The organism is Streptomyces sp. NPDC102437, from assembly GCF_044765565.1.
Classification (GTDB): Bacteria; Actinomycetota; Actinomycetes; order Streptomycetales; family Streptomycetaceae; genus Streptomyces.
Map to the genome: position 1 here is coordinate 77,550 of NZ_JBIWKI010000025.1, position 24,677 is coordinate 102,226.

Here is a 24,677-nt window from a genome sequence, read left to right on the forward strand (position 1 = left end):
CCCGGCCGGCCCGCTCTTCGTCGTCGGCGCCCGTCGGCGCCGAGCCGGGATCAGCCGGCGGTGAGGACCCGCCAGTCGCGTACGCCGATGTCGGCGGGCGTCCCGTCGAGGATCCTGGCGGTGCGCGTCGCGGGTTCGAGGGTGATGGTCGCGAGGCTGGCCCAGCGCCGGCCGAGCGGCAGGTCCGGGTCGGGCAGGCAGGTCACCGGGGGCTCGCCCGCCCCGGTGACGAGGAAGTCCGCGAGCTCGTCGACCGTGGTCGGCTGCCTGCGGGCGAGGCGGTCGCGGACGAAGTCGTAGCGCTCGCCCGAATCGGGCTGGTAGAGCCAGGTCTTCTCGCCGGTGGCCGGCGTCGGCGTCAGGAAGTGGTTCGTACGCAGCAGCGTGCCGTTCTCGGGGCTCATGTCGAGCAGCACGGCGTCGGTCCCGTCGAACAGCGCGAACGATCCGCCCCGGGCGACGCCGCGCTCGTACGGATCGCTGCCCGCGGCCTCGATGTGAAGACGGTTCTCGGGGCGGGGGATGGACATGGCGGTCACTGGTTTCCTTCTTTGCTGTTCGGGTGGAGCTGCACCGCCCCACCGACGACCGTCGCGAGGACGGGGTTGCCGGGCTGTGCGTCGGGGGCGAGGCCGAGCGGGTTCGCGGCGAAGACGGTGAGGTCGGCGAGGTGGCCCGGCACGATCCGGCCGAGCTCGTGCGAGGCTCCGGCGGCGTACGCGGCCGCTGCCGTCATGCCGGTGTAGGCCTCGCGGGCGGAGATCGCCTGGCCCGGCTGGACGGGTGCGGTGTCCGGCTCCTCGACCGGGCGTCGCAGCTGGCAGTCGGCGAGACCGATGCGCGGATCGCCGGGGCCGATCGGCCAGTCGGAGCCGAGTGCCACTACGGCGCCGTGGTCCAGCAGGTCGCGGGTGCGCCAGCCGTGGGCGACGCGGTCGGGTCCGATCCGCCGCGACCAGTTGTCCGTGGCGTCGGCACGCGTGTGCCGGGTGCCGTGCACGGGCTGGAGGCTCGCCACGGCATCGAGTTCGGCGAACCGTCCGAGGAGGTCGTCGGGGACGGACTCGATGTGCTCGATGCGGTGGGGGGCGCGGCCGGCCGGGCCGACCTCCTCGATGACATCGAGCGCGAACCGCACGGCCTGGTCACCGATGGCGTGGGTCGCGGTCGGGATACCGCGTTCGGTGAAGAACCGCATGGCGGCCCGGTAGGCGTCGAGGTCGCGCCAGAGCGGCTCACGGTTCTCCCCGTGGGTGTCAGGCCGCTCGAACCACGCCGTGCCGTTGTCCGCCGTGCCGTCGAGCATGAACTTCGCGCCCTCGACGTGCCAGCGCCGCCCGTGCATTCCCTGCTGGTCGGCGATCTCCTGCCACACCTCGGGGGCGGAGTCGGCCGGCACCAGCGGGGAGCAGCGGATGCGCAGCGGCAGCTCGCCGTCCTCCTCGATGTGCCGGTACACGGCTTCGGACGGGTCGGAGAAGTCGAGCGCGTGCAGCCCGGTCAGCCCGCTGCGCGCGAGGCTGTCGAGCTGGTCGAGCACGTACCCGGCGGCGGTGTCCACCGGCACCTCGGGGTAGTGGGCGAACACCAGGTCCATCGCCTGGAGCTCGACCACGTATCCGGTCGGGCGGCCGTCCGGTCCGACCTCGACCGACGAGGCGTCGGTGAAGGTCTCGCGGCCGGTGAGCCCGATGACTTCGACCGCCCGGGGGCTCACCACGAGCGTCCGGGGAACCGGTTTGCGAACACGGTGCCGGTGGGATCACCGTCGAAGACGTTGACGTCGAGGTCGAAGCCGGTGATCCACCCGTGCGCCGGTCGCCCCTGAGCGGCGTCGGCCGGCCCTGCACATCCTCGTCACCGTCGACGGGCTGGGGGCGTACGCCAACGACGACGCGCCGCAGGACGGCCCGGACTACGGCGACGTGGCCATCGAGACGGCCGAGGCCCGGCTCAGCCTGGCGCCGGGGACGCTGCGCGCCCGCGCACGGCCGGCCGGGACGGCAGCCGCCGGGTGACGCGGCCCAGGGCCTCTCGTTTGGATCGTGCCGGGGCAGGGCCTGCGCTCAGGGGGTCGCCGCGGAGACCACGTACACGACGGGGTTCATCGGGTCGGTCATGTTCACCATGATGTCCTGGGTGGGGCGCGGGTCCTTGTTGGTGTGGCTGGTGCCCGCCCACTCGGTCCCGGGGTCGAACTTCCAGCCCGAGACCTTCCGGTCGCGTTCGCCGATGGTCACCCTGCCGGGCTCCAGGTCGGAGCGCCCGCTGCCCATCCGGCCGAGGAAGCGGTCGAGCCCGGCGGACGTGGTGCGGAACTCCACGTACAGCCGGCTGGCCTTCCAGTTGTTGGTCTCGTAGTACTGCACGTCCAGGGAGTTGCCGGGCATGGGCAGCTCGAAGATCCGGCGCTGCATCCGGGACGGCCAGCCCTCCCGGAGCCCCTGCGCGGAGGCCTCGGCCTCCTTGTTCTGACCCGCGCGGCGGCTCTGCCCGGCCGAGATCAGCAGATAGCCGGCCGGGATGCCGATGAGCAGCACGATGATGGTCGCCGTGATCAGCCTGCGGCGGATCACCCGGCGCCGGTCCTGCGGCGGCCGGCCGTCGTCGGGCGGCGTGGACTGACGCGGCAGGACGGGCTGCTCGGCTGCGGTCATGTGTCTGGGCATCCCTAGGAGGTGCGGGTGTTGCGGGTATTACGGATGGTGCTCGCGGCCTGGTCGTAGATCTGGGCGTACCGCTCGTACCGCTCGACCCGGCGGCGGTTGGTACGGCGGAATCTGCGGGCCACCAGCCGGGCGAGGTCCGCGGCGCCGACCATACCCGCCTCCGGTCCCAGCTGGGCCTTGGCGATCCGGGCCTCGGGCCGGTAGCCGCGGCCGGTGAGATGGCGTTTGAAGGCGTCCCTGGCGGGGCCGATGAGCAGGTCGTCGGCGGCGCTGACACCGCCCCCGATGACGAAGCAGGAGGGGTCGAGCGCGGCGGCCAGATTGGCGATGCCGACGCCGAGCCACTGGCCGATGTCCTGGAGCAGTTCGACGCACATCGCGTCGCCCTCGCGGGCCAGTTCGGTGATGAGAGGGCCGGTGATGTCGGGGATGTTGCCCTTGACCCGCTCGATGATCTGGTGCGCCACCGGGGAGTCCGCGGCGGCCAGCTCCTTGGCCTCGCGGACCAGGGCGTTGCCCGAGCTGTACTGCTCCCAGCAGCCGCGGTTCCCGCAGGGGCAGCGGTGCCCGCCCGGCACCACCTGCATGTGGCCGAACTCACCGGCGACGCCGTACTTGCCGCGCTTGACCTGACCGTCCTCCAGGATCGCGCCGCCGATGCCGGTGCCGAGCGTGATCATGACGAGGTGGTCCTCGCCGCGCCCCGCGCCGAAGCGCCACTCCGCCCAGGCGGCGGTGTTGGCGTCGTTGTCGACCATGACGGGGACGACGAGGCGGGAGGCGAGGGCGTCGCGCAGCGGTTCGTCGCGCCAGGCGAGGTGCGGGGCGAAGAGCACCTTGGAGCGGTCAGCGTCGACCCAGCCGGCCGCGCCGATGCCGACGGCGTGCACGTCGTGCCGGTCGGAGAGGTCCAGGACCAGCTCGACGATGGTGTCCTCGACGACCTTGGGGCTCTTGGACTTGTCCGGCGTCTCGGTGCGCAGCTGCTCCAGGATGTTGCCGTCGGCGTCGACGACGCCCGCCATCACCTTCGTACCGCCGATGTCGATGCCGACGGTGGGTACCCGCGGGGCCGTGAGGTGCGAGCGCCGCTCCCGGGTGCCCACGGTCCGCAGGACGGTGGCGCGGGCGGAGCCGCGGTGCGTGAAGTCGCGGTACGTGCTCATCGTCCCTGCGGGGTCTGGGGGAGCCGGGGGCGGTGCTCCCGGCGGCGGACTGCGCCCGTCGGGCTCGATTCTGCCACTGCCGGGCCACCGGGACCGGCGGACCGGCGAGCACGGGGCCGCTGCCGGCCGGGGGCTACTCGTGCTTGCCGTGAGCCGGGTGGCCGCCGAGGTGGGTCGGTTCGGGGGCCCGTTCCAGCTCGTGGCTGAGCTCCTCCAGCTCGCTGCCGCCCGCCATCTGGCGGGTCAGCTCGTCCAGAGTGATGGACGCCTTGGTGTGGCTGCCGGACATGGCGCCCCGCTTCAGCAGGACGAAACGGTCCCCGACGAGATACGCGTGGTGCGGGTTGTGCGTGATGAGAACCACGCCCAGACCGGCGTCGCGAGCGGCCGCGACGTACTTCAGCACGACCCCGGACTGCTTGACGCCGAGCGCGGCGGTGGGCTCGTCCAGGACGAGGACCTTGGCGCCGAAGTAGACGGCCCGCGCGATGGCGACGCACTGGCGCTCACCACCGGACAGGGTGCCGATCGGCTGGTCCACGTCGCGCAGGTCGATCCCCATGCGCAGCAGCTCGGAGCGGGTCGTCTCGCGCATCAGCCGCACGTCGAGGCGCTTGAAGGGGCCGGCGCCGGTGGTCGGCTCGGAGCCGAGGAAGAAGTTGCGCCAGACCGGCATCAGGGGGACGACGGCCAGGTCCTGGTAGACCGTGGCGATGCCGCGGTCCAGGGCGTCGCGCGGGTTGGCGAGGGTGGTCTCCTCGCCCTCGATGAGGAAGGACCCGGCATCGTGCCGGTGCAGCCCCGCGATGATCTTGATCAGGGTGGACTTGCCGGCGCCGTTGTCGCCGAGCACACAGGAGATCTCGCCCGCGTGGACCTCCAGCGAGACGTCCGTCAGGGCCTTGATGTTGCCGTAGAACTTGCTGACGTGGTCCAGCTCGACGAGCGCCCGGTGGGGCGCCTCCTGGTCGGCCGGTGCCTTGGGGGCCGTCATTTCGTCGCCTCCGCGCGCTTGCGTACCCATGCATTGAGCAGGGTGGCCAGGAGCAGCATGGCTCCGAGGAAGAACTTGAACCAGTCCGGGTTCCACTCCGCGTACACGATGCCCTTGCTGGTCATGCCGAAGATGAAGGCACCGACCGCGGAGCCGATCGCGGAGCCGTAGCCGCCGGTGATCAGACAGCCGCCGATGACGGCCGCGATGATGTAGATCAGCTCGTTGCCGACGCCCTCGCCGGACTGCACCACGTCGAAGGAGAACAGCAGGTGCTGGCCGGAGACCCAGGCCGCGAAGGCGACCCCGAGATAGAGGCCGATCTTGGTACGGACGACCGGGACGCCGACCGCACGGGCCGCGTCGGCCTCGCCGCCGACGGCGAAGATCCAGTTGCCGAAGCGGGTACGGAGCAGGATCCAGGTGGCGATCGCGACGAGTACCGCCCACCACAGGATGGTGACCTTGAACTCGACGCCGCCGATGGTCCACTGCGAGGCGAAGACCTTGCGGGCCGAGTCGAAGCCCTCCATGTCACCGATGGACTTGGTGGAAACGGTCCCGCTGATCAGCTTGGTGAAGCCCAGATTGAGGCCGGTCAGCATCAGGAACGTGCCGAGCGTGATGATGAAGCTCGGCAGCTTGGTGCGGGTCAGCATGAAGCCGTTGAACGCCCCGATGGCCAGGGTGACCAGCAGCGACACGAAGACGCCGACCCACACGTTGGCCGTCATCTGGTAGCTGAACATCGACGAGATCAGCGCGGAGCTGGTGACCAGCACACCGGCGGAGAGGTCGAACTCGCCGCCGATCATCAGCAGCGCCACCGGCGCGGCCATGATCCCGATCGTCGAGGCCGCGTACAGCACGGTGCCCAGGCTGGATGCGCGCAGGAAGCTGTCGGCGACGATCGAGAAGAAGATGAAGACGGCCGCGGCGCCGACCACCGAGCCGAGCTCGGGGCGGCCGAGCAGCCTGCGCAGCGGTGAGGTGCGCAGCAGCCGCTCGTCGGCCCCGGCCGGGGCGGACGGCCCGACGGTCGTGCTCATCGGGTCCCCCGCTTCGTGTACTGGGCGAGTTCGGCGGCGTCCTTGGCGGTGATGATCTGCGGTCCGGTGAGGACCGGGCGTCCACCGCCGAGGACGTTGCCGTTGTACCGGTGGAGCCAGAGCAGGTCGACCGCCTCGTACCCCTGGAGGTAGGGCTGCTGGTCGACGGCGAAGCCGAGGGTCTTGTCCTGAAGGGCCGTGGCGACCTTGGCGTTCAGGTCGAAGGTGTCGATCTCGGCCTTGCTGCCCGCGGTCTTCTTCGCCTTGACAGCGGCGTCCGCGAACGGCGCGCCGAGGGTGACGACCGCGTCGATGTCCTTGTCGGCCTGGAGCTTCGCCTCGATGGACGCCTGGACGTCGGGCATGTTGGTGCCCTCGACGTAGAGGTTCTGCAGCTGCCCGTCGAAGGTCTTCTTCGCTCCGGCGCAGCGCTGCTCGTGGCCGACGTTGCCCTGCTCGTGCAGGATGCAGAGCGCCTTCCTGCGGCCCCGCGCGTTGAGCTCGTCGCCGACCGCCTCGCCCGCGATGGACTCGTCCTGGCCGATGTGGGTGAGTGCGCCGAACCGCTTGGACTCCGCGGAGCCCGAGTTCACCGTGATCACCGGGATTCCGGCCTTGACGGCCTTGGTCACCACGTCCTTCATCGCGTCGGGCTTGGCGAGGGTGACGATCAGCCCGTCGACCTTCTGGTCGATGGCGGCCTGCACCAGCTGGGCCTGCTGCTGCGCCTCGTCGTTGTGCGAGTACAGGAACTTGATGTTGTCCTTGACGGCCGCCTGCTCGGCGCCCCGCTGAACGATGTCCCAGAAGGTGTCGCCGTCGCCCGAGTGGGTGACCATCGCGAAGGTCCAGCGGGGTGTGTCCACCGCGGCCCGGCCCTCGGCGGCGGCCCGGGCCGCGCGCTCCTCCGCCCGCTTGCCACCGGTGCTGCTGCATCCCACGAGAGAAGCCCCGAGCACCGCCGCAAGCACGGCGCCCATCGCACGTACCCCTGTCCGAACCCTTGCCACGACGCCGTGCCCTTCTAGTGCTGCTCGCTGTGCTGCTTGGAGTGGCCGGCGATGGTGCACACCCGGCCCGGCTGGCCAAGTATCCCCGAGTGGCCGACGGCACCGCCCGGCAGGGGCGGGAGGTGTGTGTCGGCGTCCGTCGGGCGCCACGGCGCGCGGAAGGTTCACCGGGTGCCGCGCGCGGTGTACTTCTCCAGCTGCGGCACGTCCTTCGCGGTGACGATCGCCGGACCGGTGAGCACCGGCTTCCCGCCGCCGACGACGTTGCCGTTGGTCCGGTTCAGCCAGAGCTCGTCGACGGCGAGGTAGCCCTGGAGGTAGGGCTGCTGGTCCACGGCGAAGCCGACCTCGTCGGCCTTCAGTCGTTTGACGACCTCGGCGTTCAGATCGAAGGTGTCGATCTCGGCCGTGCTGCCGGAGCCGTCCTTGGCCTTGACGGAGGCGGCGGCGAAGGGGGCGCCGAGGGTGACGACCGCGTCGATGTCCTTGTCGGCCTGGAGCTTCGCCTCGATCGAGGAGGTGGTGGCCGGCATGTCGGTGCCTTCGACGTTCAGGTTCTCGACCTTGCCGCCGAAGGTCTTGCGCACCCCGGCGCAGCGCTCCTCCAGCGACACGTTGCCCTGCTCGTGGATGACGCAGAGCGCCTTCTTGCGGCCCCGTGCGCCGAGCTCGTCGCCGACGGCCTCGCCCGCGACCTTCTCGTCCTGCCCGATGTGCCCGAGCGCGCCGATCTCCTTCGAGAACTGCGCGCCCGAGTTGATGGTCACGACGGGTATGCCGGCCTTCACGGCCTTGGCGACGACGTCCTTGACGGCTTCCGGTTTGGCGAGGGTGACGATCAGCCCGTCGACCTTCTGGTCGATGGCGGCCTGGACGAGCTGGGCCTGTTCCTTGCCTTCCTTGTTCGCCGAGTAGAGGAATTCGGCGTTGTCCTTGGCCGCCGCCTGTTTCGCGCCGCTCTGCACGATGTCCCAGAAGGTGTCGCCCTCCCCCGAGTGCGTGACCATCGCGATCTTCATCCGGGGCGTGCCTGCGGCCCCGCCGCCACTCGTGCCCGCGGGGTTCTCCTCGGCGCTCCGGCCGCCGGAGCCGCTGCAGCCGGAGACGGCGATGCCGATCCCGAGGGCCGCGACGGTGATCAGGGTTGCTGCCTTGCGAGAGGTACGCATGGTGGGTCCGCCTTCTCTCCCGGCCGCCCGATTGCGGCTGGAGGAGTTCTAGCGGTGGGCGTACGGGACGTCAACGGGGCAGGGGCGGCCGTCGTCACCGTACGAGCAGCTGGAAGTCGAAGGTGTAGCGGGAAGCCCGGTAGATGTGGGAGCCGAACTCGACCGCCCGTCCGGTGTCGTCGAAGGTGACGCGCTCCATCGTCAGCAGGGCGGCCCCCTCCGCCTCGGCGAGCCCGGCCGCCTCCTCGGCGGTGGCGAGCCGGGCGCCGACGGTCTGGCGGGCGCTGTGCAGGGTGATACCGGCGCCGCGCATCAGCCGGTACAGGCCGGTGGCCTCCAGCCGCGCGGTGTCCAGGTCGACGATCCCGGGCGGCAGGTGGTTGCGCAGGAGCGCCAGCGGCTCGCCGTGCGTGTACCGCAGCCGCTCGACGAGGTGTACGTCGCTGCCCTCGGCGACCGCCAGGGCTTCGGCCACCGCCGCGTCGGCGGGTTCGACGGTGTTGCGCAGGACGCGGGTCGTGGGGTGCCCGCCCGCGGCCTCCAGGTCGTCGTAGAGGCTGCTCAGTTCGAGCGGGCGCCTGACCCTGCTGTGCACGACCTGGGTGCCGACGCCGCGACGGCGCACCATCAGCCCCTTGTCGACCAGCGACTGGATGGCCTGGCGGACCGTGGGCCGGGACAGGCCGAGCCGTGCCGCCAGCTCGATCTCGTTGCCGAGGAGGCTGCCGGGGGCGAGCCTGCCCTGCTCGATGGCGGCCTCCAGCTGCTGGGCGAGCTGGAAGTAGAGCGGGATCGGGCTGGAGCGGTCCACGCCGAGTTCGAGCGCGGCCGGGTCGGTGGTGGGTTTGGGCACGCGTGGAGGGTATCCCCCACGTCAGAACCTCCGGAAGTCCGGTCGTCCTGTTGTCCGGACAGCATGACCAACGAACAAGGGGCACCTTGTCCGGACATATGGTTGACAGCGCACTCGGCGGACGGCACGTTGGGTCCATGCACATCGGACTCATCGGCACCGGCCGAATCGGTTCCTTCCACGCGGGCGTGCTGGCCCGCCATCCCGAGGTGGACGCCCTGGTGGTGACGGACACCGACGGGGCACGGGCGGCCGAGGTGGCGCACCGCACCGGCGCGAGGGCGGTCCCGAGCGCCGACGAGGTGTTCGGCGCGGGGGTGGACGCCGTGGTGATCGCCTCGGCCACCTCGGCGCACGCGGAGCTGATCGGCCGGGCCGCACGGGCCGGGCTCCCGGCGTTCTGCGAGAAGCCGATCGCGCTGGACCTGCCGGGGACCCGGGCCGCGCTGAGCGAGGTCGATCGGGCCGGGAGCATGCTCCAACTGGGCTTCATGCGCAGGTTCGACGCGGGGTACCGGGCGGCCCGCACCGCCGTGCGGGCCGGTGCGCTGGGCCGGCTGCACACCGTGCGGTCGGTGACGATGGACCCCGCCCCGCCGCCCGCCGCGTATCTCCCGCTCTCCGGGGGGCTGTACCGGGACTGTCTGGTCCATGACTTCGACATGCTGCGGTGGGTGACGGGCCGTGAGGTGACGGAGGTGTACGCCACCGGGTCGGATGCCGGGCCCGGGATGTTCCGGGCGGCCGGCGACGTGGACACGGCGGCCGTCCTGCTGACCCTCGATGACGGCACCCTGGCCACGGCGGCGGCCACCCGCTGCAACGGCGCCGGTTACGACGTACGGATGGAACTGGCGGGCGAGCTGGACCAGATCACGGTCGGCCTGGACGACCGCACCCCGGTCACCTCGGCCGAACCGCAGGGCCCCCCGGCGCCTTCCTCCCCGTGGCCCGGCTTCCTGGAGCGGTTCGCCCCGGCGTACGAGGCCGAACTGGACGTGTTCGTAAGGGTGGTTCGGGGCGAGCGGCCCAATCCGTGCGACGGCCGGGAGGCGTGGTTCGCGCTGCTGATCGCGGAGGCGTGCGAGGTGTCCCGCCGGGAGCGGCGCCCCGTGGCGATCGCGGAGATCGCCGACGGCGCGGCGCGGCCCGCCCCCTGAGGCCCCGGGTTCAGGAGGACGGGGCGGCCGACAGCACGGTCCCCTGCGCGACCGCGCAGAGCGTCCGCTCCCCGTCCTCCCCTGCCGCGAACAGCTCGCAGCGGACCACCGCCTGGCGGCGGCCGGTGTGCACCACTTCGGCGTCGGCGACGAGTGTGCTGCCGGTGGCGGGCCGGACGTACTGGATGGAGAAGCCACCGGTCAGCACGGCCGGGCCGAGCGTCGTGCCGGCGGCGAAGGTGATCGCGTTGTCGGCCGCGTAGGCCAGGACCCCGCCGTGCAGAAAGCCGTTCTGCTGCTGGAGTTCGGGGCGGATGTCCACTTCCAGGGTGGCGGCACCGTCCCCGAACGCGGTGATCCGCGCCCCCACGAGACCGCTGAACGGCTGGCTGTCGAGAACCTTCCGCGCCAGCTCCAGGTCGAGTCCGTTCATTTCGGGGCTCCTTGTCTCACCAGCGGACGGTCAGCCCGCGCACCCCGCGGATCAGCATCCCGGGGATCCAGTCCAACTCCCCTGCCCCCACGTCCGGAGCGAGGGAGGGGCAGCGCTCCAGCAGTGTACGGATCGCGATCCTGCCCTCCATACGGGCCAGCGGAGCACCCAGGCAGAAGTGGGCGCCGTGCCCGAATGCCAGGTGGCCCCGGGCGTCGCGGCGGATGTCGAAGGTGTCCGGTTCCGGGTAACGGCCGTGGTCCCGGTCGGCGCCCGCCAGGGACACCAGGACCGGGGCGCCCGCCGGGATGGTCCGACGCCCGATCTCGACCTGCTCACGGGTATAGCGGAACGTGGCGGTCTCCACCGGCCCGTCGTAGCGCAGCATCTCCTCGACCGCACCGTCCAGCAGCTCCGGGTCCGCACGCAGGGCGGCCAGCTGGGCGGGGTGGCCGAGCAGCGCCCGTACGCCATTGGTGATCAGGTTGACCGTGGTCTCATGGCCCGCGACGAGCAACAGGAAGGCCATCCCCACGAGTTCGTCGGGCGACAGCGCGTCCCCGTCCTCGTCGCGCGTGCGGATCAGGGCGCTCATCAGGTCGTCGCCGGGCGAGCACCGCTTGTCCTCGATGAGTTCGCTCAGGTACTCGTTCATGGCGCGCACCGCTTCGACCCCCTGGAGCGGCGAGGCGGGGGTGATGACACCGTTGGAGAGTCCGCGGAATGCCTCGCGGTCCAGGTCCGGCACACCGATCAGCTCGCAGATCACGGTCATCGGCAGCGGGAAGGCGAGCGCGTCGACGAGATCGGCGCGTCCGGCGGGCACCATGGCGTCGAGGAGCCCGTCGGTGATCTGCTGGACGCGGGGGCGCAGCGCCTCGACCCGGCGGGCGGTGAACTCCCGCACGACAAGCTTGCGCAGCCGGGTGTGATGGGGGGCGTCCAGCTCCAGCATGTTGAAGGAGATGGGGTCACTCTCGGTGGGGGCACCCGGCAGACCCCGCCAGTCCTTGGCGAACCGCGGGTCTGCGAGGGTGGCGCGGGCCTCGTCGTATCCCACCACCAGCCAGACGCTTTCGAACTCGTCGGTGCGTACGGTGTGCACCGGGCCCGCGGCTCGCAGCTTCTCGTAGTACGGATACGGGTTCACGGTGAAGTCCGCGATCCCGGTCAGATCGACATCGACCTCGGCACGGCCACTGGCATCGGACATGGGATCGCCCCTCACGGTCTGACAGCTCGTTCGGGTCGATCGCTTCGGACCGACCGGTTCACCCTATGCCGCCGGCTCCGTGCCGTCATCGTCGAGCAGCCCGGCGTCGTGCACCAACAGCGCGATCTGGACGCGGTTGTTGAAGCGGAATTTGGCCAGGATCCGGGACACCTGTGTCTTCACGGTCGCCACGCTGAGGTAGAGCGTCGCGGCGATCTCGGCGTTGGAACGGCCGCGGGCGACGGCGATCGCCACCTCGCGTTCCCGCTCGGCGAGCGACGCGATCCGTGCCCGTGCCCGGTCGGCACGGTCCGCCCGGTCGTCGCGGCCGGTCCGGGGCCCGGCCTCGGCCGCGCGGGCCATGAGCTGACGCGTCACCGCGGGCGACAGCACCGGGTCACCCGCCGCCACCCGTCGTACCGCGTCGACGATCTGCGCCGGCGGGGTGTCCTTCAGTACGAAACCGGCCGCTCCGGCGCGGATGGCCCGCAGCACCTGTTCGTCGGCGTGGAACGTCGTCAGGAGGATGATCTGCGGGGCACCGGGGCGGCCCCGCAGCGCCTCGGTCGCGGTCAGCCCGTCCATGCCCGGCATCCGGATGTCCATCAGCATCACGTCGGGGCGCAGCCGGCCGACGAGTTCCTCGACCTCGGTGCCGTCCGCCCCCTCCCCCACGATTTCGATGTCGTCGGCGCCGCCGAGCATGAGGGCGAGTCCGGCCCGTACGAGCGGGTCGTCGTCGACGACGATCAGCCGGATGGGCTGCGCCGAGGGGTCCATCGGGGTCGGGGTGGTCATGGGCACCACCGTAGCCAGGGCCGGACACCGCTCGCGCCGGGGACCGGTACCACGCGTGACGGTCAGGCCGGCCACGGCAGCGAGGCGCTGATCCGGAATCCGCCGTCCGGGCGCGGTCCGTGGTCGAGGCTGCCCCCGGCCAGGGTGGCGCGTTCCGTGAGGCCGATGAGCCCCTGGCCGGAGCCGGGGACCCACTCGAAGGGTTCGGTGGGTGCCGGATTGTGCACCTCGACGGTGAGCCCTTCGCCCGGGGCTCCGGCGACCGTGACGGTGACCTCGGTGCCGGGCGCGTGCTTGCGGGCGTTGGTCAGGGCCTCCTGGGCGATGCGGTAGACGGTGCGGCCGGTGGCGGCGGGGGCCGTGCCGGGGTCGTCGACGCGGTTGTCGAAGGTGACCTCCATTCCGGCCAGCCGGGACTCGGCGATCAGCGAGTCGAGCGTGGCGAGGGTGGGCTGCGGCCGGTCGCCGTCGCTTTCGCCCGGGCTGCGCAGGACTCCGATGATCTCGCGGAGGTCCTGGAGCGCCTCGTGCGCGCTGTCCCGGATGACCCCGGCCGCGCGGGCCACCTCGGCCTTCGGGGCGTCGGGGCGGAATTCGAGGGCTCCGGCGTGGACGCTGAGCAGGGTCAGCCGGTGGGCGAGGACATCGTGCATCTCGCGGGCGATGGCCTCGCGGGCGAGCCGCTGCGCCTGCTCGGCGCGGAGCTCCGCCTCGGTCTCGGCCCGGTGGGCCCGTTCGCGCAGGGTGACGACGAGCTGTCGCCTGGACCGTACGACCATGCCCCAGCTGATCACCAGCAGGGGCAGCAGCACCCCGATGGCCGTGGCCTCCACGAACGAGGTGCCCGGGTCGGGACGCAGATACGGCTGTACGGGGGCGAGCGCCAGGGTGAGCGCCCCGACGGCCGCCACGGGCCGGAACGGGCGGTGCACGGCCACCCCGAACAGCGCGACGAGCATGGCCCCCGCCGCGACCGGCTCGACCGCGGCGACCAGCACCAGGCCCACCGCGATGCCCAGCGGCCATCGCCGCCGCACCCACAGGGCACAGCAGGCCAGGGTGCCGATCACGATGTCGGCGAACAGGACGCCGTCCGGGGTGGTGGGGTCGGCCTCGATCGTCGCGACCGTGAGCATGCCGACCAGGGCCGCGCAGAGGAAGGCGGTGAGGTCGACGGCCCAGTCCCGCACGGTGCGTCGCGCGCGGCCGCGGCGGTCGCCGGGCAGCTCGGGGTCGGCCATGGCCGACGGCAGCAACCAGCGGTATTCCGTACGCGTCATGCCACAAAACTACCCAGGTGGGGCGGGTGTTCCCGGCCGTACGGGCGTGCCGGGCGACCAAAGTCGCGAAGGACGAGACTTTCGGACCGACGGCGCGACGGGCAAGGCGGCGGCGGTGGCCGCCGGCCGGCTCAGGGGGCGGCCGGAGTGACCGCGCGCCGGCCCCAGGCGGTGCCGGCCAGGACGAGCACCGCGCCCACCGCGCCGAGCACGCCGAGCCGCTCGCCGCCGATCGCGATGCCCACGGCGGCGGCCCACAGCGGTTCCGTGCCGAGCAGCAGACTTACCCGGGACGGCGAGGTGCGGCGCACCGACCACATCTGCACGAAGAAGGCGAAGAGCGTGCAGAAGACGGAGAGAAAGAGCAGTCCGCCCCATTCCCGGACGCCGAATCCCGCGGCCACCGTCCACGGCGCCTCCCCGGTACCGGGCACGGCCGCGAGCAGAGCGAAGACGGCGACCGCGCTGCCGAGCTGGACCGTGGTGAGCGAGAGCGAGTCGGCGCCCTGCACCGACTTGATGCGGGCCATCAGCAGCACGTGCACGGTGCGGGCGAGGGCGGCCACCAGCATCAGCAGATCGCCGGCCGAGGGGCTGGTGAATCCGCCGCCCTGGGTCAGCAGCACCACTCCGGCGACCGAGAGCGCCGCGGCGGCGAGAAAGGCCCTGGGCGGACGGACACATGTCACGGCGGCCTCGGCGAGCGGGGTGAAGATCATCGTGAGGCTGATGATGAGCCCCGCGTTGGTCGCCGAGGTGTGCACGACGCCGTACGTCTCCACGAGGAAGATCGCGCTGAGGACGAGCCCGAGCAGGCCGGCGCCCCGCCACTGCGCCGCGCCGAGCGCCCGCAGCCTGCGCCGGCCGGCCACGGCCAGCACGGGCAGTACGACGGCGAACCGCAGCACGAGCACGGCCAGGACCGTCTGGGCGGTGGTGATGCCCTTGGCCGCCAGGTAGCTCGAACCCCAGACGACGGCGACGAGCAGCACGGGCAGATCGGTGAGCCAGGCGCGGCGCGACGGGGCGAGAGTGGGCACGGTGATCGAGGACACCTGGCTGTTTCTCCTGGTTCTCCACGGCGGGAACGATGTGGAGACCTCGACGGCTCACACGCTCAACGATCACCGTACCGGCGTCGCCCCGCCCACGACAGCCCTCTCAGTCATCGAGCGGGAAGGTGCCGAACCGCGCCCGGCCTGTGGGCCGGTGGGTGTGGATCGAGATTCCGCTCGGGGTCTCCCGCGCCTCGGTCCGCTCGAAGGCGCTGCGCTGCCCGACCTCCGGGAAGAGGCGGGCGCCACTGCCCAGCACCACCGGGAAGTGCAGCAGGTTCTACTCGTCGATCAGGCCGTGCGCCATGAGGGAACGGGCGAGTGCGCCGCTGCCGTGGATCTGGAGCTCGCCGCCCTCCGTGCGCTCCTTGAGGCGGGCGATCTCCTCGGCGACGTCCGCGGAGATGACGGTCGTGTTGTGCCACTCGGGCTTGTCCAGGGTGGTCGACACGACGTACTCGGGGAGGGCGTTGAGGCTGCTCGCGACCAGTGCCACCCCGGAACTCATCGGTCGGGCCATGGACGGCGCCCGGGGCAGTCGTCCGATTCCCGCCGGTGGCAGCCGCGCGGAAGGACTTTCCTGGTCCATGTCGAAGCAACGGCCGAGACATCACCGACCAGCGAGGAACCCATCATGACCAGCACCATCACAGGCACGACCCGCACCGCGCTCGTCACCGGTGGCAGCCGCGGGATAGGCGCCGCGACCGCCCTGCGGCTCGCCCGGGAGGGCGTCGACGTGGCGCTGACGTACGTACAGGACGAGGCGGCCGCCCACGAGGTCGTGGCTCGGATCCGCTCGTACGGCCGGCGGGGCGTCGCCCTGCGCATGGACTCGGCCGACCCGGAGGCGGTCCCGGCGGCCGTGGCCGGGGCCGCGGACGCGCTCGGCCGGCTGGACATCCTGGTCAACAACGCGGGCATCGGCGTGCTCGGCCCGATCGGCACTCTCACCCCGGCCGACGTGGACCGGGTGCTGGCGGTGAACGTGCGGGCGGTGTTCCTGGCCTGCCGCGCGGCGGCGGGGCTGATGGAGCGCGGTGGCCGCATCGTCTCCATCGGTACGGCCCTGAGCCGGCACGCGGGCGGTCCCGGCTCCACCCTCTACGCGATGAGCAAGTCGGCACTGGCCGGTCTCACCAAGCCGCTGGCCCGCGAGCTCGGCCCGCGCGGCATCACGGTCAATCTGGTGCAGCCCGGTCCGGTCGACACGGATCTCAACCCGGCCGACGGCCCGTTCGCCGCCGGCCAGCGCTCCGCGACCGCCCTGGACCGCTTCGGCACGACGGACGAAGTGGCTTCCCTCGTCGCCTACCTGGCCGGTGGCGAGGCGGCGTACATCACCGGCACCGAGCTGACGGTGGACGGCGGCCACGCGGCCTGACCGCTCCCGCCCCATCGCAAGTGTGCGGCGTCACCGCGAGCGCGGGGTGACCTCCGCCATCCGGGACCAGCCCTCGCCCGGCACCTCCACGTTGATGATCTCCGGCGTCTCGGCCACGAGGTCCGCCATCAGGTCCATGGCTGCCGCGAAGTGCTCGGACTTCACATGGGCCGCACCGGCCTCCGGGGAGGCGAAGGCCTCCAGCAGGACGAACTGGTCGGGGTTCTCGACGCTGTACGACCACTCGAAGAACACATTGCCCGGCTCCTGCCGGGTGGCGAGGGTGAAGGGCTCGACGGCCGGGAGCCAGTTGTCGCGCTCTTCGCTGCGGACGGTGAACTTGACGGCGATGAAGATCATGCGACAAGGGTCGCACAAGCCCCGGAAGCGGACCCATCGGGCACACCCGGATGGCGCCGGTCCCGGGCCAGGACGAAGGATCCCGGCCCGGGCCAGCCCTCAGCCGCCCAGTTCGCGGTGGCGGGCGGCCAGCCGCGCGGCGCCCTCCTCGGTCGGCGATCCGAAGAACCGGAGCCGGGAGATCCCGCCGTCCGGGAAGATGTCGATCCGGATGTGCGTGGCAGGACGAAGCGGTGGTCGGTGTCGGGCTGCAGCCGGGTCCGGGGCAGCACCTCGGTCCACTCGCCGCTCTCGCCGTCCCGGGCGAAGAGACTCGCCCAGCCCGCCGAGTTGCCCTTCAGGTAGGCACGCCCGCGCCGAGCCGCCGGTCGGCGAGGTCGACGAGGCCGGCGAAGGGAAGTCGGCGGTGCGGTAGTCGGCGTACGGGTCGCCGCCGCCGTACGGGTTCGCGTCACCGGTGAAGCGGACTGTCTCCGTCATGGTCACTGGTTCCTTTCCAGGAGTCGGCCGGTGGGCTCGCCGACGGTGCCCTCGGCCGCGATCCGCACCCCGCGCAGCCAGGTCGACTTCACGACGCCGTGCAGGGTCTTGCCGGCGTACGCGGTGACCTGGTTGCGGTGGTAGAGCTCGGCGGGGTCGACGGTGAACGTGTCGTCCGGGGCGAGCACCGCGAAGTCCGCGTCCCGGCCGGCCTCGATGGCACCCTTCCGGGTCAGTCCGGCCAGCTCGGCGGGGGCGGCGGACATCCAGCGGACGACGTCGTCGAGCGAGTGGCCGCGCTTGCGGGCCGCGGTCCAGATGGCGGGCAGCCCGAGCTGGAGGGAGGAGATCCCGCCCCAGGCCGTGCCGAAGTCAGGCGTCTTGAGGTCGGTGGTGCACGGCGAGTGGTCGGAGACGATGCAGTCGATCGTCCCGTCGGCCAGCCCCTCCCACAGCGCGTCCTGGTTGGCCGCCTCGCGGATCGGCGGGCAGCACTTGAACTCCGTGGCGCCGTCCGGGACCTCCTCGGCGGTGAGGGTGAGGAAGTGCGGGCAGGACTCCACCGAGATCCGTACGCCTTCACGCTTCGCCGCCGCGATCATCGCCAGGGCGTCGCTGGAGGACAGGTGCAGGACGTGGACGCGAGCACCGAGCCGCCTGGCGTGCGCGATCAGTCCCTCGATCGCGGTGTTCTCGGCGTCGCGGGGCCGGGAGGCGAGGAAGTCGGCGTACGCGGGCCCGCCGCGCTGCGGGGCGTCGGCCAGGTGGTGCGGGTCCTCGGCGTGCACGATCAGCAGTCCGCCGAAGCCGGCGATCTCGGCCATGGACCGGGCCAGCTGCTCCTGGTCGAGCTCCGGGAACTCCTCGACGCCGGAGGGCGAGAGGAAGCACTTGAAGCCGAACACCCCGGCCTCGTACATCGGTCGCAGGTCCTTGACGTTGGCCGGGATCGCGCCACCCCAGAAACCGGTGTCGATGTGCGCCTTGGGTGCGGCCACCCGCTGCTTGGTGCGCAGGTGATCGACGGTGGTGGTCGGCGGGAGGGAGTTGAGCGGCATGTCCAGCAGGGTGGTGATGCCGCCCGCCGCCGCCGCGCGGGTGGCGGTCCAGAAGCCCTCCCACTCCGTGCGTCCCGGGTCGTTCACATGGACATGCGTGTCGACGATCCCGGGGAGCATGACGTCGTCGCCGAAGTCCTCCAGCCGGGCGCCGGCCGGCACCTCGGCGTCGTACGGCAGGACGGCGTCGATCCTCCCGTCGGCGACGGCGACCGCCGCGGCGCGTGTTCCGTCCGGGGTGACCACACGCGTCGAGCGCAGTACCAGTTTCACGTCCGCACCGGACACCCGTGCTCCTCACTTCGGACTTTCGAACGCTGACGAATTCAACGAACTGTTGAAGGAGTCTTCACTCGGGATTCGGGCCCGTCAAGACCCACTTTCCCCCGCCGGGCGGCCGCCGGGCCAGGCAGTGCCCACAACTGGAGATTTCCACAAAGTAGAAGTCTCTTTTCGGAGAGCGGAATGTAACATAGGACCAGCGCCGGCCCGAAGAACTGCCCCGCCGCCTGCCGACACCAGGACAAACGGGCTCTGACCGGCCAGGACGGCGTACCCGGAGCAGTGGGCCGATCGGGAACCGCCCGGTAGGCTGCTGGGTGCCTCGCCGGGCGGGGCACCCGCTCTTCCGCCTCGAAAGGAACGTTGACGTGCCGCCGTCCCACGCCAGCACATCCGACTCCAAGCCCGCCGCTACCAGCGGTGGTGTGCAGTCCCTTGAGCGCGCCTTCGATCTGCTGGAGCGGATGGCGGACGCGGGGGGTGAGGTCGGGCTGAGCGAACTCTCCGCCAGCAGCGGACTCCCCCTGCCCACCATTCACCGCCTGATGCGCACGCTGGTGCTCTGCGGATACGTCCGCCAGCAGCCCAACCGCCGCTACGCGCTGGGCCCCCGGCTGATCCGCCTCGGCGAGTCCGCCTCCCGGCTCCTGGGCACCTGGGCCCGCCCGTACCTCGCGCGGCTGGTCGAGGAGACCGGCGAGACCGCGAACATGGCGCTGCTCGACGGCGACGAGATCGTGTACGTGGCGCAGGTGCCGTCCAAGCACTCGATGCGCATGTTCACCGAGGTCGGCCGTCGAGTGCTCCCCCACTCCACCGGGGTGGGCAAGGCGCTGCTGGCGCACACGCCGCCGGAGGAGGTGCGGGCCCTGCTCGCCCGTACCGGCATGCCGGCCGCCACCGAGAAGACGATCACCACCCCCGACGGCTTCCTCGACGCGCTGGAGCAGGTCCGCCGGGTCGGCTACGCGGTCGACGACAACGAGCAGGAGATCGGGGTGCGCTGCCTGGCGGTCTCGGTACCGAACTCGCCCACCTCGGCCGCGATCTCCATCTCCGGTCCGGCGGGCCGGGTGACGGACACCGCGACGGAACGAATCGTGCCGATCCTCCAGCAGGCCGCCAAGGAGCTCTCCGACGCGCTGGCGAGCAGCGGTTCCACCGGCTGAGACAGGGGGACATACGGGGAGGGGGTGGCCGGCGGCCACCCCCTCCCCGTATGTCCCCCTGTCTCTCAGGCCGGTTCCGGCACCGTCAGGCGGCCGTCGTCCATCCGGACCGTGCGGTCCGCCTTGTCCAGGTGGGCCAGGTCGTGCGTGACCAGCACCGTCGCCGTCGACCGCTCCCGGGTCAGCGTGACCAGCAGGTCCAGCACCGCCGCGCCCCGCTCATGGTCGAGCGCGCTGGTCGGTTCGTCGACCAGCAGCACCGCCGGGTCGTTCATCAGGGCCCGTGCGATGTTGATCCTCTGCCGCTGGCCGCCCGACAGCTGGTGGGGCCTGCGTCCGGCCTGGTCGGCCAGGCCGACCGCGTCCAGCAGTTCCAGTGCCCGGCCGCGCGCCGCGCGGACCTGACCGCCCGAGAGGTGGGTCATCACCTGGAGCTGCTCGGCCGCCGTGAGCGAGGGCAGCAGATTGGGCTGCTGGAAGACGATGCCGATGTGCTCGCGCCGCAACCGCGCCTGATCCGCACGGCCGAGCCCGGCGGTGTCCGTACCGGCGACGACCACCCGGCCGGTGTCCGGGGTGACCAGGGTCGCGGCCACGGCGAGCAGGCTGGACTTGCCGGAGCCGGACGGTCCCACGACCGCGGTGAGCGAACCGGCGGGCACGTCCAGCGAGATCCGGTCGAGAGCGGTGAGCCGGGTGTCGCCGTCGGGGTAGGTGAGGGTGACGTCGGCGAGGGTGAGGGTCATCGGGCACTCCCGAGTGCGGTGAGCGGGTCGACGGCGGTGATCCGCCGGATGGACAGGGCCGCCCCGAGGGCACCGAGGACGATCATGATGGCCGCCGGGACCAGGACGGTCGCCGCGTCGAGTACGAACGGCACGGCCCCGCCGCTGATCAGCACGCCGATGCCGGAGGCGAGTGCGGTGCCCACGCCGGTCCCGATGGCGAGCATCACGACGGCCTGCCCGAGCGCGTCGCGCAGCAGGTACCGGGTGGAGGCGCCGAGCGCCTTGAGCACGGCGACGTCGCCGCTGCGCTGGATCGTCCAGACGGTGAAGAAGGCGCCGATGACCAGAGCGGAGATGGCGAAGAGGAAGCCGCGCATCAGCTGGAGCGAACCGTTCTCGGCCTGGTAGGAGCCGATGGCGGTGAGGGAGTCGGCGAGGGTGAGCGTGCTGGTGCCGGCCGCCTTGTCGCCCGCGCCGAGATCGGCGCCGCCGGTGGCGGTCAGGGCGATCACCGTGGCATGCCGCGCCCCGCTGTCGCCGTCGCCGCCGAACCGCTGCCAGTCGTCGAGCGAGGTCCACACGACCGGGGTGTGGCTGTACGAGGCGTCCCCCGCGACGGCCGCGACGGTGACCTCGGTGGAGCCGAGCCGCAGCCGGTCACCGGCCCCGGCCGCCAGGTCGTCGGCGGCCTGCTCGGACAGCACCACCTTCCCCGGGCCGACCCGGGCACCACCGGTGGGCGCCAGGTCCCCGTCCGGCCGGACACCGAACGCCGACACCGCGGCCGTGCGCTCCCCCTGGCCGGCGACGGCGTTGAGGGTGCGGATGCCGAGCGGCTCCGCGCCGCTCACCCCGGGCCGCTCCGCCCAGCTCCGCCAGGCGCTCTCCTTCACGACCGAGTCGGTGAAGGACACGGACCGGTCCTCGGGTGGGGCGGCGAACGCGAGGTGGTCGGCGTTCAGCCCGGTGATGGCCGAGGTGTTCTCCCGGGCCAGACCGGCGGTGAGGCCGGACAACAGACCCACGAGCAGCGTGATCAGCACCACGACCGTGCCCATGAGCGCGAACCGGCCCTTGGCGAACCGGAGATCTCTCCATGCGACGAACATGCTCCAAGCCTCGGCCTTTGGGCGCCCGGAAACATCGCTCGGCGGTGGGGCCCGACATCAACCTTTCGATTGACCGGCCCCCGGCACCCCCCGTCTACGCTGGACGGGTCATGGATTCCCGTACCCATCCCCCGGTCGCCGCCGCACTGCGGCTGTGTCTGCACGCGCTGCTGGTCGGTCTGCTCGCACTCGCGGCAGTACGGGCCGTCAGCGACGGCACCCACGCCACGGCGGTCGTCACGGTCAGCTGCCTGATGGCCGCCGTCTACGCGGCGGGCGCGCTCGCCCCCGCCGTACAGCCCGGCACCCGCGCGGGTGCGCTGTGGCTGGCGGCACTGGGATCCGTGTGGCTGGCGCTGCTCGTCCTGTCGCCGGAGGCCCTGTGGGTGGCCTTCCCGCTCTACTTCCTGCAGCTGCACCTGCTGCCGACCCGCTGGGCCCTGCCGGCCGTCGCGGTCACCGCGGCCGCCGCCATCGCCTGCTTCGTGCTGCACGGCGAGCCCGTCACACCGGGCACCTTCATCGGACCGCTGCTCGGGGCGGCCGTCGCGGTCGCCACGGTCCTCGGGTACGAGGCTCTGTTCCGGGAGAGCGAACGGCGCCGGGAACTCATCGAGGAGCTGATGTCGACCCGGGCGGAGCTGGCCGAGGCGGAACGCACCGCGGGCACGCTCGCCGAGCGCGAGCGGCTGGCCCGCGAGATCCACGACACCCTCGCCCAAGGCCTGTCCAGCATCCAGCTGCTGCTGCGCGCCGCCGAACGGACCCTGGCCGCCGACGCCCCCGCCACCGCGCATGTCCGCCGGGCCCGGGAGGCCGCCCAGGACAACCTGGCCGAGGCCCGCCGCTTCGTCCGCGCCCTGTCGCCGCCGGACCTGGAGAACGGCTCCCTGGCGGCCGCCCTGGAACGCCTCTCGTCCCGCACCACCGGCCCCGGCCTCACCGTGCAGTTCGCGGTGAGCGGCACGCCGGTGGAGCTGCCCACTCCGTACGAGGTGGCGCTGCTGCGTACCGCCCAGTCGGCGCTGGCCAACACGGTGCGGCACGCCGGGGCCGGGCGTGCGGAGATCACCCTCAGCTTCATGGACACCTCGGTGTCGCTGGACGTCGTCGACGACGGCCGGGGGTTCACCCCGGGGCTCGGTCCGGTCGTCGCGGACCAGGACACCGGGGGCTTCGGGCTTCCCGCGATGCGTGCGCGGGCCCGCTCGCTGGGCGGCACGCTCAGTGTCGAGTCGGCCCCCGGTCAGGGCGCGGCCGTCGCCCTGACCCTTCCGCTCCCGATCCCCGACGGCCGGCCAGGACAGGAAGCCGCATGACCACCCCCGCCGACACCCCCATCAGGCTGCTGCTCGCCGACGACCACCCGGTGGTACGGGCGGGGCTGCGCGCCGTGCTCGACTCCGAACCCGGTTTCCGGGTGGTCGCCGAGGCGGCCACGGCCGAGCGGGCCGTCGAGCTCGCAGCGACCGGTGAGTTCGACGTCGTCCTCATGGACCTCCAGTTCGGGCCGGGCATGCACGGCTCGCAGGCCACCGCGGCCATCACGGCGCAACCGGGCGCGCCCCGCGTCCTGATCCTCACCACGTACGACTCGGACGCCGACATCCTGGCCGCCGTCGAAGCCGGCGCCGCCGGCTATCTGCTCAAGGACGCCCCGCCGGAGGAGCTGGCGGCGGCGGTACGCACCGCGGCGGCGGGCCGCTCGGCGCTGGCACCGGCCGTCGCCCACCGTCTGATGGACCGCATGCGGACCCCCGCGGAGGCCCTCACCAAGCGCGAGCTGGAGGTCCTCCAACTGGTCGGCGAGGGGCTGTCGAACCTGCAGATCAGCAAGCGGCTCTTCCTCAGCCAGGCGACGGTGAAGTCCCACCTGGTACACATCTACGCCAAGCTCGGCGTGGACTCCCGCACCTCGGCCGTCGCGGCGGCGACGACCCGCAGGCTCATCCGCCGCTGACCGCGCCGCCCGCCGTCCTGTCGCCGGTCAGCCGCGCGGCGGCTCGCCGAAGAGATCGACGGCGACCCGTACGTCCCTGAGCGCGGAGGCCAGCGCGCTCACCGAGCCGATCGCCCCCGCGATCAGCAGCAGCGAACGGCGCAGCCGCGGAATCTCGGGCACGCCGCCCGTCGCCATCGCGTCCAGGGCGGCCAGCTCCTCCTCGGCGATCCCCCGGTCCGGAAAGTCGCGCGGATGCCCCGCCAGCTCACGGCGGAGCCGGGAGACGGCCGTGCGCAGCTCGGTCACCCTCGGATCCTCGCCGCTGCCGGTCACCCGCGTCTGCCCCACGCTTCGCAACAAAGCACTCCCCCTCGCACATCCTTGTGCCAGTGTTCCGACCGGTCCCCACACCTTGGTCAAGTGTCCGGGCGTGCGCGCAAGTTAACGCCATGACAGGTATCGGGCGCCACTCCGCGGACCGAATTCGGGGTGTCCCGTATGGGTGATCCGCGCGTCGCGCGGTGGACGCCGTCGCCGTCCGCACCCGCCTCCGCTTGCTTGCGCGAAGGGTGTGCGCAGGGTGCGCGACGCGGCACGAGGGGTGCGCGTCCGGGGCGCGTCGGTGTATCCAGACCGCATGACTGCGACAACACCAGGCCCGAAGGTCGCCGGACTGCTGCTCGCCGCGGGCGGCGGGCGACGGCTCGGCGGGCGGCCCAAGGCCCTGCTCGAACACCACGGCCGGCCACTGGTCGAGCACGCGGTGCGGATGCTGCGGGACGGCGGCTGCGGCCCCGTCCACGTGGTCCTGGGCGCGGCGGCCGAGCGGGTACGGGAGCGGGCCGACCTCACCGGCTGCGTGGTGACCGTCAACCCCGGATGGGCCGAGGGCATGGGCTCCTCGCTGCGGGCGGGGCTCGGGGCGCTGGCCGCCACGGGGGCGGACGCGGCGCTCGTCCTCCTGGTCGACCAGCCGGGGATCGGCGCGGCCGCGGTGGCCCGGGTGCGTGCGGCGTACCGCTCCCGGGCCGGGATCGCGGCCGCCGCGTACGGCGGGGAGCGCGGCCATCCGGTGCTGTTCGGTGCGGACCTGTGGGCGGAGATCGCGACAGGGACGGTGGGCGACCAGGGCGCTCGGGCGTATCTGCGGGCGCACCGCGATGCGATCACGCTCGTCGAGTGTTCCGATGTGGCTCAGGCGTACGACATCGACACGGTGGAGGACCTGAAACACCTCGGGTGACCGGACTGGCACGCTGCGCCAGCATAGGGGCAGTTCTGTCGCCCCGGAGAATCTCGACATCAACAAACCATTG

The 24,677-nt window shown here is 72.2% G+C and carries 27 protein-coding genes and 1 pseudogene; 6 read left to right on the forward strand and 22 right to left on the reverse strand.

Annotated features, from left to right (window positions below):
- Positions 1–50: 50 nt before the first annotated feature.
- From ACIRJP_RS28050 to ACIRJP_RS28090, 9 genes are all read right to left on the reverse strand, one after another.
- Entirely contained in the window at positions 51–530 is a 480-nt protein-coding gene (locus ACIRJP_RS28050) for a hypothetical protein (RefSeq protein ID WP_404179722.1), read from the reverse strand.
- Between the two features lie 5 nt (positions 531–535).
- Entirely contained in the window at positions 536–1,717 is a 1,182-nt protein-coding gene (locus tag ACIRJP_RS28055) for an amidohydrolase (RefSeq protein WP_404179725.1), read from the reverse strand.
- A gap of 349 nt (positions 1,718–2,066) precedes the next feature.
- Complete coding sequence (locus ACIRJP_RS28060) at positions 2,067–2,657, reverse strand: hypothetical protein (protein ID WP_404179728.1); 591 nt, start codon at positions 2,655–2,657, stop codon at positions 2,067–2,069.
- Positions 2,658–2,671: 14 nt separating this feature from the next.
- Positions 2,672–3,835 (reverse strand): ROK family glucokinase, encoded by a 1,164-nt coding sequence (locus ACIRJP_RS28065; protein WP_351252811.1) that lies wholly within the window; start codon positions 3,833–3,835, stop codon positions 2,672–2,674.
- Between the two features lie 133 nt (positions 3,836–3,968).
- Positions 3,969–4,829 carry an ATP-binding cassette domain-containing protein gene (locus ACIRJP_RS28070; RefSeq protein WP_404179731.1) on the reverse strand — a complete coding sequence of 287 codons (861 nt, stop codon included), beginning with the start codon at positions 4,827–4,829 and terminating at the stop codon, positions 3,969–3,971.
- Entirely contained in the window at positions 4,826–5,878 is a 1,053-nt protein-coding gene (locus ACIRJP_RS28075) for an ABC transporter permease (RefSeq protein WP_404179734.1), read from the reverse strand. Before ACIRJP_RS28075 ends, ACIRJP_RS28070 begins: the two co-directional genes overlap by 4 nt.
- Positions 5,875–6,858 carry a sugar ABC transporter substrate-binding protein gene (locus ACIRJP_RS28080; RefSeq protein WP_404179737.1) on the reverse strand — a complete coding sequence of 328 codons (984 nt, stop codon included), beginning with the start codon at positions 6,856–6,858 and terminating at the stop codon, positions 5,875–5,877. The genes ACIRJP_RS28075 and ACIRJP_RS28080 overlap by 4 nt, the downstream gene beginning before the upstream one ends.
- A gap of 194 nt (positions 6,859–7,052) precedes the next feature.
- On the reverse strand, positions 7,053–8,057 hold the full coding sequence (locus ACIRJP_RS28085) for a sugar ABC transporter substrate-binding protein (protein ID WP_404179740.1): 1,005 nt from the start codon (positions 8,055–8,057) through the stop codon (positions 7,053–7,055).
- 94 nt (positions 8,058–8,151) lie between these two features.
- Positions 8,152–8,910: a GntR family transcriptional regulator gene (locus ACIRJP_RS28090; RefSeq protein ID WP_404179743.1), complete on the reverse strand. Its 759-nt coding sequence runs from the start codon at positions 8,908–8,910 to the stop codon at positions 8,152–8,154.
- Between the two features lie 137 nt (positions 8,911–9,047).
- Here ACIRJP_RS28090 and ACIRJP_RS28095 point away from each other — a divergent pair, with 137 nt between their 5' ends.
- Positions 9,048–10,070, forward strand: coding sequence for a Gfo/Idh/MocA family oxidoreductase (locus ACIRJP_RS28095; RefSeq protein ID WP_404179746.1), 1,023 nt, complete (start codon positions 9,048–9,050; stop codon positions 10,068–10,070).
- A gap of 10 nt (positions 10,071–10,080) precedes the next feature.
- On the opposite strand, the gene ACIRJP_RS28100 is transcribed toward ACIRJP_RS28095, so the two are convergent.
- The 7 genes from ACIRJP_RS28100 to ACIRJP_RS28130 form a co-directional block, all read right to left on the reverse strand.
- Positions 10,081–10,503, reverse strand: a complete 423-nt coding sequence (locus ACIRJP_RS28100; protein WP_376317205.1) for a PaaI family thioesterase — start codon at positions 10,501–10,503, stop codon at positions 10,081–10,083.
- A 16-nt stretch (positions 10,504–10,519) separates the two neighbouring features.
- On the reverse strand, positions 10,520–11,716 hold the full coding sequence (locus ACIRJP_RS28105) for a cytochrome P450 (protein WP_404179750.1): 1,197 nt from the start codon (positions 11,714–11,716) through the stop codon (positions 10,520–10,522).
- 63 nt (positions 11,717–11,779) lie between these two features.
- Complete coding sequence (locus ACIRJP_RS28110; RefSeq protein WP_404179753.1) at positions 11,780–12,514, reverse strand: response regulator; 735 nt, start codon at positions 12,512–12,514, stop codon at positions 11,780–11,782.
- A gap of 62 nt (positions 12,515–12,576) precedes the next feature.
- The gene (locus tag ACIRJP_RS28115) at positions 12,577–13,794 is read right to left on the reverse strand and encodes a sensor histidine kinase (RefSeq protein WP_404179756.1); all 1,218 of its coding nucleotides are present in this window, start codon (positions 13,792–13,794) and stop codon (positions 12,577–12,579) included.
- Between the two features lie 131 nt (positions 13,795–13,925).
- Positions 13,926–14,849, reverse strand: a complete 924-nt coding sequence (locus ACIRJP_RS28120; protein WP_404179759.1) for a DMT family transporter — start codon at positions 14,847–14,849, stop codon at positions 13,926–13,928.
- 106 nt (positions 14,850–14,955) lie between these two features.
- Entirely contained in the window at positions 14,956–15,111 is a 156-nt protein-coding gene (locus ACIRJP_RS28125) for a hypothetical protein (protein ID WP_404179762.1), read from the reverse strand.
- An 18-nt stretch (positions 15,112–15,129) separates the two neighbouring features.
- Positions 15,130–15,357, reverse strand: a complete 228-nt coding sequence (locus ACIRJP_RS28130; protein WP_404179764.1) for a dihydrofolate reductase family protein — start codon at positions 15,355–15,357, stop codon at positions 15,130–15,132.
- Positions 15,358–15,483: 126 nt separating this feature from the next.
- On the opposite strand from ACIRJP_RS28130, the gene ACIRJP_RS28135 reads away from it, so the two are divergent.
- Positions 15,484–16,233 carry an SDR family NAD(P)-dependent oxidoreductase gene (locus ACIRJP_RS28135; protein WP_404179767.1) on the forward strand — a complete coding sequence of 250 codons (750 nt, stop codon included), beginning with the start codon at positions 15,484–15,486 and terminating at the stop codon, positions 16,231–16,233.
- Between the two features lie 30 nt (positions 16,234–16,263).
- Here the strand turns inward: ACIRJP_RS28135 and ACIRJP_RS28140 are convergent, their stop codons facing one another.
- The 3 genes and pseudogenes from ACIRJP_RS28140 to allB form a co-directional block, all read right to left on the reverse strand.
- Entirely contained in the window at positions 16,264–16,593 is a 330-nt protein-coding gene (locus tag ACIRJP_RS28140; protein ID WP_266728648.1) for a putative quinol monooxygenase, read from the reverse strand.
- A gap of 99 nt (positions 16,594–16,692) precedes the next feature.
- A pseudogene (locus tag ACIRJP_RS28145) lies at positions 16,693–16,940 on the reverse strand (allantoicase); the annotation flags it as partial.
- Between the two features lie 135 nt (positions 16,941–17,075).
- On the reverse strand, positions 17,076–18,419 hold the full coding sequence (gene allB / locus ACIRJP_RS28150; RefSeq protein ID WP_404179770.1) for an allantoinase AllB: 1,344 nt from the start codon (positions 18,417–18,419) through the stop codon (positions 17,076–17,078).
- Between the two features lie 362 nt (positions 18,420–18,781).
- On the opposite strand from allB, the gene ACIRJP_RS28155 reads away from it, so the two are divergent.
- Positions 18,782–19,582 carry an IclR family transcriptional regulator gene (locus ACIRJP_RS28155; RefSeq protein WP_351252794.1) on the forward strand — a complete coding sequence of 267 codons (801 nt, stop codon included), beginning with the start codon at positions 18,782–18,784 and terminating at the stop codon, positions 19,580–19,582.
- 65 nt (positions 19,583–19,647) lie between these two features.
- On the opposite strand, the gene ACIRJP_RS28160 is transcribed toward ACIRJP_RS28155, so the two are convergent.
- Positions 19,648–20,328: an ABC transporter ATP-binding protein gene (locus ACIRJP_RS28160; protein ID WP_376424974.1), complete on the reverse strand. Its 681-nt coding sequence runs from the start codon at positions 20,326–20,328 to the stop codon at positions 19,648–19,650.
- Positions 20,325–21,419, reverse strand: coding sequence for an ABC transporter permease (locus ACIRJP_RS28165; protein WP_404179774.1), 1,095 nt, complete (start codon positions 21,417–21,419; stop codon positions 20,325–20,327). Before ACIRJP_RS28165 ends, ACIRJP_RS28160 begins: the two co-directional genes overlap by 4 nt.
- A 110-nt stretch (positions 21,420–21,529) precedes the next feature.
- On the opposite strand from ACIRJP_RS28165, the gene ACIRJP_RS28170 reads away from it, so the two are divergent.
- Positions 21,530–22,738 carry a sensor histidine kinase gene (locus ACIRJP_RS28170; protein WP_404179777.1) on the forward strand — a complete coding sequence of 403 codons (1,209 nt, stop codon included), beginning with the start codon at positions 21,530–21,532 and terminating at the stop codon, positions 22,736–22,738.
- On the forward strand, positions 22,735–23,379 hold the full coding sequence (locus tag ACIRJP_RS28175; RefSeq protein ID WP_404179780.1) for a response regulator: 645 nt from the start codon (positions 22,735–22,737) through the stop codon (positions 23,377–23,379). The genes ACIRJP_RS28170 and ACIRJP_RS28175 overlap by 4 nt, the downstream gene beginning before the upstream one ends.
- Positions 23,380–23,406: 27 nt before the next feature.
- On the opposite strand, the gene ACIRJP_RS28180 is transcribed toward ACIRJP_RS28175, so the two are convergent.
- The gene (locus ACIRJP_RS28180; RefSeq protein ID WP_404179783.1) at positions 23,407–23,709 is read right to left on the reverse strand and encodes a DUF5955 family protein; all 303 of its coding nucleotides are present in this window, start codon (positions 23,707–23,709) and stop codon (positions 23,407–23,409) included.
- A gap of 289 nt (positions 23,710–23,998) precedes the next feature.
- Here ACIRJP_RS28180 and ACIRJP_RS28185 point away from each other — a divergent pair, with 289 nt between their 5' ends.
- Positions 23,999–24,604 carry an NTP transferase domain-containing protein gene (locus ACIRJP_RS28185; RefSeq protein WP_404179786.1) on the forward strand — a complete coding sequence of 202 codons (606 nt, stop codon included), beginning with the start codon at positions 23,999–24,001 and terminating at the stop codon, positions 24,602–24,604.
- Positions 24,605–24,677 lie beyond the last annotated feature (73 nt).